Genomic DNA, 13,532 nt, shown 5'->3' on the forward strand with positions numbered 1-13,532 from the left:
TCAAGGCAAGGACAGTGCGCCATCGGGCAGGAAGGCATGCGACAAGGGCATTGCCGCCGCCCCAAGGGTGCGCGCCGTGCGGCCAAGCGTGCCGGCCATGACCGGCGGCAGGTTCACCCCGGCCGAGGGCAGGCGCGCCATCGCCGCCTGCGTGGCCTGAACCAGCCGGTCGCGGGTCGCGGCGGGCAGCGCGCCGTCGATTACCACGGCCCCCAGATCCGTCAGCGCCGTGGCTGTCAGCGCGGCCCAGGCCAATGCCTCGCCCGCCTGGATGGCCCAGTCATGCTCGATCTGTGCGGGGACGTTCCAGCCCGCATCGTCGGGCGGAAGGGGATGGCCGATCATCCGTTCCAGCCCCGAGACCGAGGCGTGATCCAGCACCTGCCCGCCCATCGGCCCCGGCATCGAGCCGATGGCCCCGGCATTGCGATGCGGGCCAAAGCGGGGGCGCCCGTCCAGAACCAGACCGCCGCCAGCGAAATGCGCGACATAGATATACAGGAAATCGGCGGGCAGGTCGCGACGGCCGAAGATCAGTTCCGCAGCGCAGGCGCAGGTGCCGTCATTTTCCAGCCAGACGGGAAAAGGCAACGCCTCGGCCAGTTCCGCGCGCAGATCGCGGTCGCGCCAACCGGCCATGTCCGCGCCCCAGTCCCACAGCTGAAACGGCGCGGCAACGCCCAGACCGGCGATGCGTGCGGCCTGTTCGGGCGCCATGGCGGCCATGGTCGTGGCGATCGCGTTACGGGCAAAACCAGCCAGCCGATCCGGGTCGGGATGAGAATGCACCTCTTGCCGGTGGACGCGGATCGTGCCGGTGAAATCGACCAGCGCCAGTTCGGCCAGCCGCCGGCCGACCTTCAACCCCAGAAAGAACGCCCCGTCCGGTGCCAGGGACAGCGGCGTCGAGGGTTGCCCGACCCGGCCGCGAATCGCCTTGCCGGTGGTCAGCAGGCCAGAATCAATCAACTGCCTTGATATATTTGTTGCGCTTTGCGCAGACAGCCCGGTCGCAGCGGCGATTTCAGCCCGCGACCGTGGCCCGTCATGTTGCAGCAAGGCTATGACAAGCCTTTCATTATTGGTTCTTTCTGGTCCCCCGTCGGTCTGGTTTGGCATGGCTATTCCTCCCTTGCCTATTAAATCAACATAATTGATTTATTGACAAGATGAATTTTCAGGTGCTTGTTTGCTGGTGTCGCGGGGCAGCGATTCCCGCATCCCGGAGGAGGAAGATGACAATGAACCTGACCGTGAAAACCATGTTGCGCCTTTCGCTGGCGGCTTCCGCGCTGGCATTTGCAGCTGGCGGTGTACAGGCGCAGGACGCGGTGAATGCCTGCCTGATCACCAAGACCGACACCAACCCGTTTTTCGTCAAGATGAAGGAAGGCGCGACCGCCAAGGCCGAGGAACTGGGGATCGAGCTGAAATCCTATGCCGGCCAGGTCGATGGCGATAACGAGGCGCAGGTCGCCGCAATCGAGGCCTGCATTGCCGATGGTGCCAAGGGCATCATGCTGACCGCCTCGGACACGGCGGCCATCGTCGATTCGGTAACGGCTGCGCGGGATGCCGGCATTCTGGTGATCGCGCTTGATACGCCGCTGGATCCGATCGACGCCGCCGATGCGACCTTTGCCACCGACAACTTTGCCGCGGGCGAGCTGATCGGCAAATGGGCCGCCGCGACCATGGGCGCCGAGGCCGCCAATGCCAAGATCGCCATGCTGGATCTGGCCATCAGCCAGCCCTCGGTCGACGTGCTGCGCGATCAGGGCTTTCTTCAGGGCTTTGGCATCGAACTGGGCGATCCGAACAAATGGGGCGACGAGGAAGACCCGCGCATCGTCGGCCATGAGGTCACCGCCGGCAACGAAGAGGGCGGGCTGACCGCGATGGAGGCCCTGCTGGCCACCGATCCCGACATCAATCTGGTCTACACGATCAACGAACCCGCCGCCGCCGGTGCCTATGAGGCGCTGAAGGCCGTGGGCCGGGAAAATGACGTGCTGATCGTGTCGATTGATGGTGGTTGCCCCGGCGTGCAGAACGTCAAGGACGGCATCATCGGGGCGACCAGCCAGCAATACCCGCTGGCGATGGCCTCGATGGGGATCGAGGCGATCGCGGCCTTTGCGGCCGACGGCACCAAGCCTGCGGCAAGCGAGGGCAAGGATTTCACCGATACCGGCGTCACGCTGATTACCGACAAGCCGGCGGAAGGGGTTGAATCCATCGACACCGCCAAGGGGCTGGAGATGTGCTGGGGCTGACCGCCCGCACCCCGAATGATGCAAGGGGGCGGCCGCGCGCCGCCCCTTTTACAAGCACAGTCATGATCGAAGGAGGCGAGACATGGCGACTGAACCCAAACCGGCTTCCGGTTTCGAAGAGGGGCTGACCGGCGCCTCGGAAACCGTGGCCAGCTTTGAGCAAAAAGAGCGTGGGCTGAAGAAGATTCAGCACTGGCTGCATCAGACGCCATCGGCCGTGCCGATGATCGTGCTGATTGCGTCGGTCATCGTCTTTGCTTTCCTGTCCGACAATTTCTTTCGCGCGACGACCATGTCGACGATCCTGCAACAGATCGCCATCGTCGGCATCATCGGCTGCGCCCAGACCATCGTGATCCTGACGGCCGGCATCGACCTGTCAGTTGGCGCCATCGCGGTGTTTTCCTCGGTGCTGATGGGGCAGTTCACCTTTCGCTATGGCATTCCGGCACCGGCCGCGATTGCCCTTGGCCTTGCCGCCGGCGCGGCGATGGGGGCGCTGAACGGGTTTCTGATTTCGCGCCTGAAGCTGCCGCCCTTCATCGTGACACTGGGCACCTGGCAGATCTTTCTGGCCTCGAATTTCATCTTTTCGCAGAATGAAACCATCCGCTCGCGCGAGATCAGCGAACAGGCGCCTGCGCTGCAATTCTGGGGCTATGCGATCCAGCCGGGCGGGGTAAAGGTGCTGTACGCCGTGTTCCTGATGATCGCCTTGGTGGCCGTCATGTCCTATGTGCTGCGCAACACGGCCTGGGGGCGGCATGTCTATGCCGTGGGCGATGATGCCGAGGCCGCGCAGCTGGCGGGCGTGCAGACCGACCGCATCCTGATCCAGGTCTATACGCTGGCGGGGCTGTTCTGCGCCATCGCCGGTTGGGTGATGATCGGGCGGTTCGGTTCGGTGTCGCCCACGGCCTCGACCGGGCAGTTGGGCAATATCCAGTCGATCACTGCTGTGGTGATCGGTGGCATCTCGCTGTTCGGCGGGCGGGGTTCCATCGTCGGGATGTTCTTTGGCGCGCTGATCGTCGGTGTGTTCGAAATGGGGCTGCGGCTGGTCGGGACCGACCCGCAATGGACCTTCTTCCTGATTGGCGTGCTGATCATCTTTGCCGTCGCCGTGGACCAGTGGATCAGAAAGGTATCGTCATGAGCGAGCCCATCCTTTACGCCCGCAACCTGGTCAAGCGCTATGGCAAGGTCACAGCCCTGGATCATTGCGATTTCGACCTGATGCCGGGCGAGATACTGGCCGTGATCGGCGACAATGGCGCCGGCAAGTCAAGCCTGATCAAGGCGCTGTCGGGCGCGGTGCAGCCCGACGAGGGCGAGATCACGCTGGAAGGTCGGAAGGTGCAGTTCGGCAGCCCGCTGGAGGCGCGGGGTTACGGCATCGAATGCGTCTATCAGACGCTGGCCATGTCGCCCGCCCTGTCCATCGCCGATAACATGTTCATGGGCCGCGAATTGCGCAAACCCGGCATCATGGGCAGCTGGTTCCGCCAGCTGGACCGCCCCAAGATGGAGGCTTTTGCCCGCGAGAAGCTGAATGAGCTGGGGTTGATGACGATCCAGAACATCAACCAGGCGGTCGAGACCCTGTCGGGTGGCCAGCGTCAGGGTGTGGCTGTGGCGCGGGCTGCGGCTTTCGGGTCCAAGGTTGTGATCCTGGACGAGCCGACGGCAGCGCTTGGCGTCAAGGAAAGCCGCAAGGTATTGGAGCTGATCCGGGATGTGCGGTCGCGCGGGATTCCGATCATCCTGATCAGCCATAACATGCCCCATGTCTTTGAAGTGGCCGATCGCATCCATATCCATCGTCTGGGGCGGCGTTTGGCGGTGATTCGGCCGGATGAATACAGCATGTCTGATGCGGTCGCCTTCATGACCGGCGCCAAGCTGCCCGAAGGGGTCGCGGCATGACCGGGGCGGGGGAAGGGGGGCTTTGCCCCCCGTCCTTCGGACTCCCCCCAGGATATTTGGATCAAAGCGAGGGGCAGGCGCTGTTGCGGCGGCTGGCCGAATTGCCGGGGCCGCGGGCCGTGGTGGCGCTGGCCGGGGCGCCGGGATCGGGCAAGTCGACCCTGGCCGAGGCGCTGGTGGCGCGGGTGCCGGGCGCGGTTCTGTTGCCGATGGACGGGTTCCATCTGGACAACCGGTTGCTGGACCAGCGCGGGTTGCGCGCACGCAAGGGATCGCCCGAGACCTTTGATGCAAGCGGTTTCGTGGCGGTGATGAACCGGGTGCGGGCCGGGGGCGAGGTGGTGTTTCCGGTTTTCGACCGGGGCCGCGATCTGGCCATTGCCGGGGCGGGTGTCATTGATGCCGGCACGCGGCTGGTGGTGGTCGAGGGGAACTATCTGCTGCTGGATGCGGATCCCTGGCGGGGCGCGCGATATGACCTGACTGTCATGCTGGATGTGCCCGAGGCCGAGCTGCGCCGCCGGCTGACCGCGCGCTGGCAGGGGCAGACGGCTGCCGATGCCGAGGCGCATCTGGCCAATGACATGACCAATGCGACCCTGGTGCTGCGCGGCTCGCGGGCGGCCGATCTAGTCCTTCAATCGGGTCATCAGGAACCAGGCAAGGGCTGAACAGATCAGCGTGGCCACGATCATCGGCAGCGCCGTGCCATCGTAAAGCAGGCCGATCGGCGCCGCGATCACCGTGGCAAGGATGGTCGAGACCGCGGCGATGATCGAGGCCGCCATGCCCGCGATATGGCCCATCTGTTGCAGCGCCAATGCGTTCAGGTTGCCGAAGGTCACCCCGGCCATGAAAAAGACGCTGACCGCCCAGATGAAGAAGGCGGGAAACTCCAGCCCTGGGGGCAGCAGGTTGCCCAGAAAAAGCACCAGCATCAGCGAGGACATGCAGGTCTGCATGATATAGGCCCATTTGGCGATGCGGCGCATCCCCAGCTTGACCACGAATACCGCGTTCAGAACCGTGCCCGACCCCGACAGCAGCGCGAGGGCCGCGAACCACATCGGAAAGTTCTCGGCGCGGCCATAGGTTTCGCTGAACAGTTGTTGCGCTCTGCTGAGCAGGGCAAACATCTGCGCGAAGCCAAGCGTCAGGATGATCGTCGCCAGCATCACCTGGCGGTTCGACAGCACCTCTGCCGCCGCGCTGCGCAGCGAGGTGACGCTGAGCGGACGGCGGCGTTCGGGGGGCAGGGTCTCGGCCTGGCGCAGGTTCAGCCACAGGCTGCCGACCAGGGCGAAGAACAGGAAGGCGGCAAAGACGCCGTGCCAGCCGGCGAACCAGATGATGACCTGGCCAAGCGCGGGGGCCAGCGCCGGCACGATGATGAAGATCATCATCACGAAGCTGGTGATCCGCGCCATTTCGCGGCCGTCATAAAGATCGCGCACCAGCGCCAGCCCGACGATGCGCGGACCCGCGGCGCCGATGCCCTGGACAAAGCGTGCGACCAGCAGCAGTTCCAGTGAATTGGCAAAGATGGCCGCGATGGCCGCCACGGCATAGATGGCAAAGCCCAGGGTGATCGCAGGCTTGCGGCCGATCGCATCCGACAGCGGCCCTGCAAGCAGCGTGCCAAGCCCCATGCCCGCCACGAATGAGGTCAGGATCAGCTGGGCGCGGTTGACATTGTCGGGCGTCAGTTCCGAGGCGATCTCGGGCAGGGCCGGCAGCATTGCGTCGATGGAAAAGGCGATGGTGGCGAACAGAAAGGCCAGCATCGCGATGAATTCGGGCAAGGGCAGCCGCTTGATCGGCGCCACATGGGTCGGGTGTGTCTGGGGTGCGTCCATGGCGCTGGCCTTTCGGATAACCACCGGCCTCTAGTGCCAATTTGCAGAATGTGCAAGTCTGCCCGCAGGGCCGGCCCTATCCAGCGGCGGCGTTGCCCGTGGCCAGCTCGTCGATCACCTGCTGCCACAACGTTGCGGGCTGGGCACCACTGACGGCATGGCGGTCAGCAATGATGAAGGTCGGGACCGAGTTTATGCCGCGTTCGCGGGCATGCATCTCGCGCGCGGCGATGCTGTCCAGATCGGCGTCGCTGGCCAGCAGGCGGGCGATCATCTGGGGGTCAAGACCGGCTTTGGCCGCGATCTCGGTCAGGGTCCCGGCATCGCCGATATCGCGACTTTCCTGCCAATGGGCGCGCAGCAGGCCCGACATCACGCGGGTCTGGGCGCCCTCGATTCCGGCCCAATGCATCAGCCGGTGGGCGTCGGTCGTGTCGGGCTGGCGTGCGACCGGGGCCAGCTTCAGGCCCAGCTGGGCCGCGCGTTCGGCAACCGGGGCCATGACGCTTTCGGCCCGGTCGCCGAATTTGGCGCGCAGGTATTCGCCGCGATCCATGCCTTCGCGCGGGAATTGCGGATTCAGGCGGAACGGGTGCCAGGCCAGCCGAAAGCGGTGATCGGGGCGCGATTCCAGGGCCCGGTCAAGCTCTGCCTTGCCAATCAGGCACCAGGGGCAGACCGGATCGGCGAAGATGTCCAGATTGACCGTTTCCGTCATGCGGTGACCTTGCTGTATGCCTGCCGCAGCGCGCGGCGGTTGATCTTGCCCGTCGGTGTGCGCGGCAGCGCGTCGACGCGGATATAGTCGCGCGGCTGCTTATAGCGGGCAAGCCCGGCTTCTGCCAGCGCGCGCAGCTGGGCCTCGGGGGCGGTGCCGGTCCAGAAGGCAGCGATGATCGAACTGCCGGGGCCGACCGCCAGCTCCGCCACCGCCAGATCACCGGCTTCGGGGTGGGTCGACAGCAATTCCTCGATCTCGGGCGGGGCGACACGGAAGCCGCCGGCATTCATGATGTCATCCGAGCGGCCCAACATGGTGATGGCGCCATCTTCGGCCTGCATGGCCTGATCGCCAGTGATGAACCAATCGCCCAGAAAACGCGCGGCAGTGTCCTCTGGCTGGTCGAGATAGCCCAGAAACAACCCCGGATCGCTGCGATGAACGGCAAGCAGACCGGGTTGGCCCTGGGGCAAGGGGCTGCCGGCATCATCCAGAACTGTGACGCGGCGACCGGGTTGCGGGTATCCGGCGGTGCCCTCTGGTGCCGGGCGGTCAGGGCTGCCCGAAATGAAGGTCGAGATCTCGGACGCGCCCATCGCCTCGTGCAGGCCGCCGCCGGTGCGGTCCTGCCATGTCTTGCGCAGGCCGGGATCCAGTCGCTCGCCGGCGGTCAGCGCGTGGCGCAATTCGGGCGGATTGGCCCATTCGACGCGCAGCATGCGCCTGAACACGCCGGGTGCGGCGGCCAGGATGGTGGCGCCATGACGCGCAGCCAGCAGCGGGATTTGCTCGATTGCGACGCCCTCGGCCGGGATCAGCGCAGTCGCGCCAAGGGTCCAGGGATCCATCAGCCCGGTGCCAAGGGTAAAGGTCCAGTTAAAGGCGCCGGCATGCAGCAGCCGGTCCTGATCGCAGAGCCCATACCAGCCCTGAAACATCATCTGCCGGGCCAGAATGGCGCGATGGGCATGCATCACGGCGCGAGGCTGGCCGGAACTGCCCGAGGTATAGACGATATAAGCCAGCCGGTCGGGATCACCCTGCGCGAAATCGGCTGGCGGCAGATCGGCAAAACCGGCCAACACGGATTCGGACAAGACCGGGGCAGGGTGATCAGGCAAGGCCACGCCATCGCCGGCGATCACCATGGCCGGGTCGATCTCGGCGGCCAGCTTGTCGATCTCGCGGGTGGTCAGCAGGGCCGAACTGGGCACGGGCACGATCCCGGCGGCAATCGCACCCAGATAGGCCACCGGAAAGGCGGGCCGATTGCCCAGGCGCAGCAGAACCCTGTCGCCCGGCTGCAATCCGGCCCGCAACAGCCCCGTCGCGGTTCCCCGCACGGCGGCGATCAGCCTGCCATAGGACCACCGCTCGGCCCGCGCGGGACCGATGACCGACAAAGCCAGCTTGTCCGGGGTGGCCGCACCAGCGCGCAACACATGCTCGGCAAGGTTCATTTCTTCTTCATCCAAATATCCACGGCGTGACAGCTGCCGCCAGCGGGACATTGGCAAAGAAAAACGGCCCGTGCAAACGGGCCGTCAGTCCAACATAAATCGGGATGTGCTTACATCACCTGAAGGTCGCTGGCCGAAGCGCGGCCGTCGCGGCCTGCTTGCAGCTCATAAGTGACCTTCTGATTGTCCTGCAGACCTTTCAGGCCGGCGCGCTCTACCGCCGAGATGTGGACGAAGACGTCCTTGCCGCCATCATCGGGGGCGATGAAGCCGTAGCCTTTAGTGGCGTTGAACCATTTCACAGTGCCGGTAGCCATGACCGTGCTCTCCTTTCAGTATTTCCCGCCATACTCATTATGACGAGCCGTGCAGCCTGTCTTTCGGTCGTCCGGCTGCCCACTGGTAGGGAGGCGGTCAGGGTAGAAAGTTGCTCACACGCGCAAAATGAACGAATCGTGATAAAACGCAAGCACGAAACCCGCCGCGAAGCACTTCGCGGCGTGAAGTTTACGTGACATCGGCGCTTTTCAGCGCAGATCAGGCGGCGTTGCCTCGGTCGCAAGCGTATTCTTTGCTTCTTCCAGTGACAGCGTCTGGCTGCCCTGACTGTCCAGCCGGCGGATCGAGACCGACTGATTCTCGACCTCTTTCATCCCAATTGCAAGGATTACCGGAACTTTCGCAACGGAATGTTCCCGAACCTTGTAATTGATCTTCTCGTTGCGCGTATCCGCCTCGGCCCGCAGTCCGGCGGCGCGCAGGGTTGCCACGACCTGATGGACGTAATCATCCGCATCCGAGACGATCGAGGCCACCACAACCTGACGTGGAGCAAGCCACAGCGGCAACTTGCCGGCATAGTTTTCGATCAGGATGCCAATGAAGCGTTCGAAACTGCCGAGAATCGCGCGGTGCAGCATGACGGGGCGGTGCTTGGCACCATCCTCGCCGACATATTCAGCGCCCAGCCGGTCGGGCAGGTTGAAATCGACCTGGAAGGTGCCGCATTGCCATTCGCGCCCGATGGCATCGGTCAGTTTGAAGTCTAGCTTGGGCCCGTAAAACGCGCCTTCGCCCGGATCGACCTCGAAATCATTGCGGACATTCAGGATCGCCTTTTCAAGCGCGCTTTCGGCCTTGTCCCAGATCTCGTCGGCGCCGACGCGGACATCGGGGCGGGTCGACAGCTTTATGTCGAAAATGTCAAAGCCAAGATCGGCATAGACAGAACTGAGCAACTGCAGGAACTTCGCGCATTCGGCCTCGATCTGGTCCTCGGTGCAGAAAATATGCGCATCGTCCTGGACAAAGCCGCGAACCCGCATCAGCCCGTGCATCGAGCCCGAGCTTTCATAGCGGTGGCAGGACCCGAATTCGGCCAGTCGCAGCGGCAGATCGCGATAGGATTTCAGCCCGTGGTTATAGACTTGGACATGGCAGGGGCAGTTCATGGGCTTCAAAGCGTTGACCCGCTTTTCCTTGGCGCCTTCCTCGTCCACCTCGACGATGAACATGTTCTCGCGATAGGCCTCCCAATGGCCCGATCGTTCCCACAGCACGCGGTCAACCACCTGCGGCGTCTTGATTTCCTTGTAGCCGGCCGCGATCAGGCGGCGGCGCATGTAGGATTCCAGTTCGCGATAGATGGTCCAGCCGTTGGGGTGCCAGAAAACCATGCCCGGTGCTTCTTCCTGGAAATGGAACAGTTCCATCTCTCGGCCCAGCTTGCGGTGGTCGCGCTTGGCGGCCTCTTCCAGCATGGTCAGATGGGCCTTCAGATCGTCGCGGTTGCGGAACGCCACGCCATAGATGCGTTGCAGCATCGGGCGCGTGGCATCGCCCAGCCAGTAGGCCCCGGCCAGATGCGTCAGCTTGAAGGCGTCGGCGGGCAATTGCCCCGTATTTTGCAGATGCGGGCCACGGCACAGATCCTGCCAGTCGCCATGCCAATACATCCGCAGATCCTGACCATCGGGGATGCGGTCGATCAGTTCCAGTTTGAATGGCTCGTTCGCGGCCGTGTAATGGGCGATGGCGCGGGCGCGGTCCCAGACTTCGGTGCGGACCGGGTCACGGGCGGCGATGATCTTTTTCATCTCGGCCTCGATGGCGCCAAGATCCTCGGGGGTGAAAGGCTCGGCGCGGTCGAAGTCATAGAACCAGCCGTGATCGCGGACCGGGCCGATGGTGACTTTCGTGTCGGGCCACAGCGCCTGAACGGCGCGGGCCATGACATGAGCGAAGTCATGGCGGATCAGTTCCAGCGCCGGGGCCTCGTCCTTCATCGTGTTGATGGCGATCGCGCCGCTTTCGGTGATCGGCCAGGCAAGGTCGATATGGCGGCCGTCAAGATTGGCCGAGATGGCGCGCTTGGCCAGGCTGGGGGCGATGCTTTCGGCAACCTCGGCCGCCGTCACGCCGGCAGGGTAATCGCGCGAATTGCCATCGGGAAAGGTCAGGGAAATCTGGGACATGCTTGTCCTCCTCGTCGGTTTGGCGCCCACGGAACGCCCGGTTGCGGGTATGTCGGCGGGTGTCTTGCGCCCTGTTGGCGGCAAAGTCAACAGGCCGCCGCAGGTCGCCACCGCCGCGCCGGGGGTTTCACCCCCGGACCCCCGAGGATATTTGGATGAAGAAGAAAGCGGCGGTCACAGCATGGCGTCAAGCAGCCCGCGATGCAGGTTTTCGGCCTGCGCATGGGCCTGGGACACGCCGGGTAGCGCCAGAAGGCGGGCCATCTCGGCGGTCAGGGCCGCACCATAGCGGTCGATGATGCTGTGGTCCTCGATCTTGGCCGTGGCGAAGCTTTGCCAGTAATTGTGGTCATAGCGGCCCGAGACATCGCCGATGGGCGTGGCCCCGTCGCCGCGCTGCTGGCGCAGGCAATAGGATTCCAGCGATTTGATCGGGTAGTGGTTGTAAAAGGCGATCTGGTGCGAGGTTTTGTCGGTGCGGCGCTGGCGCAGGTGGCGTCCAAGGCGGCCGGTTTCCGCGATCTCGATGCGCTCGCCGCTGCCCAGCAGGACGTGGACCGGGCGATCGCCGCCGGTAAAGCCGACCGGATTATGGTTGTGCAGGCTGCGGAACAGGTTGGTGCGGCTGATGCTTTTGACCGGGGCGTTGCGGCGGTGGGTGCCGGGCAGGCGGCGGGTGAACTGATGGGTGACCGGGCCGGGATGCCAGCGGATATCCTCGGTGGTGCCGAAGGCAAGGCTGTGGATCGTGACAATATCCGTTTCAGGACCGGCAAGCCGGGTCAGGTCCTGGATCAGGCCCTGGCCGATGGTGACTTGCAGAAATTCGTCGGCATCCATCACCATGATCCAGTCGGCACCATCCAGATGGCCGGCGGCCCGGATCCGGGCATAGCCCGTCGGCTGCGGCGCCTGACCCGGCTGCACCGGATTGCGCGTATGGGTCACGACGCCATGTGCCGCCAGCGCGTCCAGCAGCAGGTCGCTGCCATCGGTGCAATCATTCGAGGCAAAATGATGCTGCGCAAAGCCAAGCACGCGGTGATGGGCGACAAATTCCAGCAGATAAGGCCCCTCGTTCTTGATCGAGGTCATCAGGGCATGACGTTCATGGGTCATTCCGGGCAGAGCGGCCTGATGGGGGCGGGTATGAATGAATAAGCCGACATTTATCTGAAACCAAGGACCGGTGTCAGGTTGGGGGCTTTGACGGGCCGAGTCAATCGGGCTATCGACGGGGACAGGGCGGCAGGAAAGCGTGGGCATGACGGACCATCTGACGACAAGGCAGGGGCGGCGCATCGCCTATGAACGATTGGCCGGTCAGGGGCCGGGGATCGTTTTCCTGGGCGGATTCCGATCCGACATGGAAGGGACCAAGGCGCTTTATCTGCGCGATCTGGCCCAGGAACAGGGGCGCGCCTTTCTGCGGTTCGACTATTCCGGGCATGGGCAAAGCGATGGCGCGTTCGAGGCGGGCGGAATTGGCGACTGGTTCGCGGATGCCCTGGCCGTCATTCGGGACCTGACCGAAGGGCCGCAGGTGCTGGTCGGGTCGTCCATGGGCGGCTGGATCAGCCTGTTGGTCGCGGGGGCCATGCCGGAACGGATCGCCGGGCTGGTCACCATTGCCGCCGCGCCCGATTTCACCGAGGACGGGTTCTGGGCGGATTTCACCGATCAACAACGGACGACGGTGATGCGCGACGGGCGGATCGAACTGCCCAGTGATTACAGCGAAGAGCCCTATGTGATCACCCGCCGCCTGATCGAGGATGGCCGTGATCATCTGGTCTTGCGCAGGCCTTTGGTGCTGCCCTTTCCGGTGCGGTTTCTTCAGGGCACCGCGGATGTGGATGTGCCGATGGCCTGGGCGCTGCGCCTGCTGGAGCATGCCGAGGGGCCTGATCTGCGGTTGGCGCTGGTCAAGGGGGCCGATCATCGGTTCTCGACGCCGGATTGTCTGGCGATGATCGCCAGCGCCGTGGACGAGGTGCTGTGGCGTGGCTGACCCGGCGCGCCCGCGATGCGTGATCTGGTGATGGTTGTCGCGATCATCCTGGCGGTGCTGGCCGTCTGCGTGTGGCTGTTTGGGCCGCGCGAAGAGGTACAGCTGCTGCCCGTCAGGGTGCAACTGCCCGATGATCTGGATGCCTGGCTGAAGGTGCGCGAGGCCGGGATACGCCCGGACCTGGCCGCCCATATCGGTTGGGCCGGGACGCCGGGGCAGCAGACCGATCTGGCGGTGGTGTATCTGCATGGCTTTTCGGCCTCGCCCCGCGAATTGCGGCCGGTGCCCGAGATCGTGGCGGGGGCGCTTGGGGCAAATCTGTTCGTCACGCGGCTGGCCGGACATGGCGAGGATGGCGCGGCCCTGGGGCAGGTGCGGGCAAGCGACTGGTGGCGTGACACGGCAGAGGCGCTGACGGTCGGGCAGCGATTGGGTCGGCGGGTGGTTCTGATCGGCAACTCGACGGGCGCGACGCTGGCCGCCGAGGCCGCCCGCGACCCTATTCTTGGGCGCAAGATCGACAAGCTGGTGCTGATCTCGGGGAATTTCGGCCTGCGAAGCCCGGCCGCGCCGCTGCTGGGCTGGCCCTTCGCCCGGCGATGGGTGCCAATGATCGCGGGCAAGATCCGCTGCTTCAAGCCGGTGAATGTCGAGCATGCGCAGGCCTGGACCAGTTGCTATCCGACGGTTGCGACCTTGCCCATGGCCGCGCTGGTGCGACATGCGCATCTGGGCAATTATGATGCCGCGCGGCAGCCGGTGCTGTTTCTGTGGGCCGATCAGGATCGGATCGTCGATCCGGCGGCGG

At 64.5% G+C, this 13,532-nt stretch carries 13 protein-coding genes (1 of these 13 cut by a window edge); 6 read left to right on the forward strand and 7 right to left on the reverse strand.

Annotated features, from left to right (window positions below):
- Nucleotides 1-1,119, reverse strand: coding sequence for an ROK family transcriptional regulator (locus FNJ84_RS11605; RefSeq protein ID WP_143793284.1), 1,119 nt, complete (start codon nt 1,117-1,119; stop codon nt 1-3).
- Between the two features lie 122 nt (nt 1,120-1,241).
- On the opposite strand from FNJ84_RS11605, the gene FNJ84_RS11610 reads away from it, so the two are divergent.
- The 4 genes from FNJ84_RS11610 to FNJ84_RS11625 all read left to right on the forward strand — a co-directional run bounded on the left by FNJ84_RS11610 (nt 1,242) and on the right by FNJ84_RS11625 (nt 4,873).
- On the forward strand, nt 1,242-2,276 hold the full coding sequence (locus FNJ84_RS11610; RefSeq protein WP_143793507.1) for a sugar ABC transporter substrate-binding protein: 1,035 nt from the start codon (nt 1,242-1,244) through the stop codon (nt 2,274-2,276).
- 82 nt (nt 2,277-2,358) lie between these two features.
- Entirely contained in the window at nt 2,359-3,432 is a 1,074-nt protein-coding gene (locus FNJ84_RS11615) for an ABC transporter permease (protein ID WP_143793285.1), read from the forward strand.
- Nucleotides 3,429-4,202 (forward strand): ATP-binding cassette domain-containing protein, encoded by a 774-nt coding sequence (locus FNJ84_RS11620; protein ID WP_143793286.1) that lies wholly within the window; start codon nt 3,429-3,431, stop codon nt 4,200-4,202. Before FNJ84_RS11615 ends, FNJ84_RS11620 begins: the two co-directional genes overlap by 4 nt.
- 56 nt (nt 4,203-4,258) lie before the next feature.
- Entirely contained in the window at nt 4,259-4,873 is a 615-nt protein-coding gene (locus tag FNJ84_RS11625) for a nucleoside/nucleotide kinase family protein (RefSeq protein ID WP_255471177.1), read from the forward strand.
- Here the strand turns inward: FNJ84_RS11625 and FNJ84_RS11630 are convergent.
- From FNJ84_RS11630 to FNJ84_RS11655, 6 genes are all read right to left on the reverse strand, one after another.
- The gene (locus tag FNJ84_RS11630; protein ID WP_255471178.1) at nt 4,832-6,058 is read right to left on the reverse strand and encodes a multidrug effflux MFS transporter; all 1,227 of its coding nucleotides are present in this window, start codon (nt 6,056-6,058) and stop codon (nt 4,832-4,834) included. The two genes, FNJ84_RS11625 and FNJ84_RS11630, sit on opposite strands and share 42 nt — an antisense overlap.
- A 76-nt stretch (nt 6,059-6,134) precedes the next feature.
- Nucleotides 6,135-6,776 (reverse strand): DsbA family protein, encoded by a 642-nt coding sequence (locus FNJ84_RS11635; RefSeq protein WP_143793288.1) that lies wholly within the window; start codon nt 6,774-6,776, stop codon nt 6,135-6,137.
- Nucleotides 6,773-8,239 carry a class I adenylate-forming enzyme family protein gene (locus FNJ84_RS11640; protein ID WP_143793289.1) on the reverse strand — a complete coding sequence of 489 codons (1,467 nt, stop codon included), beginning with the start codon at nt 8,237-8,239 and terminating at the stop codon, nt 6,773-6,775. The genes FNJ84_RS11635 and FNJ84_RS11640 overlap by 4 nt, the downstream gene beginning before the upstream one ends.
- 110 nt (nt 8,240-8,349) lie before the next feature.
- Nucleotides 8,350-8,556 (reverse strand): cold-shock protein, encoded by a 207-nt coding sequence (locus tag FNJ84_RS11645; protein ID WP_143793290.1) that lies wholly within the window; start codon nt 8,554-8,556, stop codon nt 8,350-8,352.
- Between the two features lie 210 nt (nt 8,557-8,766).
- Nucleotides 8,767-10,713, reverse strand: coding sequence for a threonine--tRNA ligase (gene thrS, locus FNJ84_RS11650; RefSeq protein ID WP_143793291.1), 1,947 nt, complete (start codon nt 10,711-10,713; stop codon nt 8,767-8,769).
- Between the two features lie 174 nt (nt 10,714-10,887).
- A complete protein-coding gene (locus FNJ84_RS11655) occupies nt 10,888-11,832 on the reverse strand; it encodes a glycosyltransferase family 2 protein (RefSeq protein ID WP_185968502.1) in 945 nt (314 codons plus the stop codon).
- A gap of 145 nt (nt 11,833-11,977) precedes the next feature.
- On the opposite strand from FNJ84_RS11655, the gene FNJ84_RS11660 reads away from it, so the two are divergent.
- Nucleotides 11,978-12,724: an alpha/beta fold hydrolase gene (locus tag FNJ84_RS11660; RefSeq protein WP_143793293.1), complete on the forward strand. Its 747-nt coding sequence runs from the start codon at nt 11,978-11,980 to the stop codon at nt 12,722-12,724.
- A 15-nt stretch (nt 12,725-12,739) separates the two neighbouring features.
- On the forward strand, nt 12,740-13,532 hold the 5' portion of the coding sequence (locus FNJ84_RS11665; protein ID WP_143793294.1) for a carboxylesterase. The gene runs 68 nt beyond the window's last position; the window shows 793 of its 861 coding nt (coding positions 1-793); its start codon is at nt 12,740-12,742; its stop codon lies off the right edge, out of view.

This window comes from Paracoccus sp. M683 (assembly GCF_007096355.1).
In the GTDB taxonomy this organism is placed as follows: domain Bacteria; phylum Pseudomonadota; class Alphaproteobacteria; order Rhodobacterales; family Rhodobacteraceae; genus Paracoccus.

What these genes read in the sequence shown, in the direction of transcription:
- thrS (WP_143793291.1), bottom strand. Translation starts at nt 10,713, where the DNA reads ATGTCCCAGATTTCCCTGACCTTTCCCGATGGCAATTCGCGCGATTAC.
- FNJ84_RS11620 (WP_143793286.1), top strand. Translation starts at nt 3,429, where the DNA reads ATGAGCGAGCCCATCCTTTACGCCCGCAACCTGGTCAAGCGCTATGGC.
- FNJ84_RS11605 (WP_143793284.1), bottom strand. Translation starts at nt 1,119, where the DNA reads ATGCCAAACCAGACCGACGGGGGACCAGAAAGAACCAATAATGAAAGG.
- FNJ84_RS11660 (WP_143793293.1), top strand. Translation starts at nt 11,978, where the DNA reads ATGACGGACCATCTGACGACAAGGCAGGGGCGGCGCATCGCCTATGAA.
- FNJ84_RS11640 (WP_143793289.1), bottom strand. Translation starts at nt 8,239, where the DNA reads ATGAACCTTGCCGAGCATGTGTTGCGCGCTGGTGCGGCCACCCCGGAC.
- FNJ84_RS11615 (WP_143793285.1), top strand. Translation starts at nt 2,359, where the DNA reads ATGGCGACTGAACCCAAACCGGCTTCCGGTTTCGAAGAGGGGCTGACC.
- FNJ84_RS11610 (WP_143793507.1), top strand. Translation starts at nt 1,242, where the DNA reads ATGAACCTGACCGTGAAAACCATGTTGCGCCTTTCGCTGGCGGCTTCC.
- FNJ84_RS11630 (WP_255471178.1), bottom strand. Translation starts at nt 6,058, where the DNA reads ATGGACGCACCCCAGACACACCCGACCCATGTGGCGCCGATCAAGCGG.
- FNJ84_RS11635 (WP_143793288.1), bottom strand. Translation starts at nt 6,776, where the DNA reads ATGACGGAAACGGTCAATCTGGACATCTTCGCCGATCCGGTCTGCCCC.
- FNJ84_RS11655 (WP_185968502.1), bottom strand. Translation starts at nt 11,832, where the DNA reads ATGACCCATGAACGTCATGCCCTGATGACCTCGATCAAGAACGAGGGG.
- FNJ84_RS11645 (WP_143793290.1), bottom strand. Translation starts at nt 8,556, where the DNA reads ATGGCTACCGGCACTGTGAAATGGTTCAACGCCACTAAAGGCTACGGC.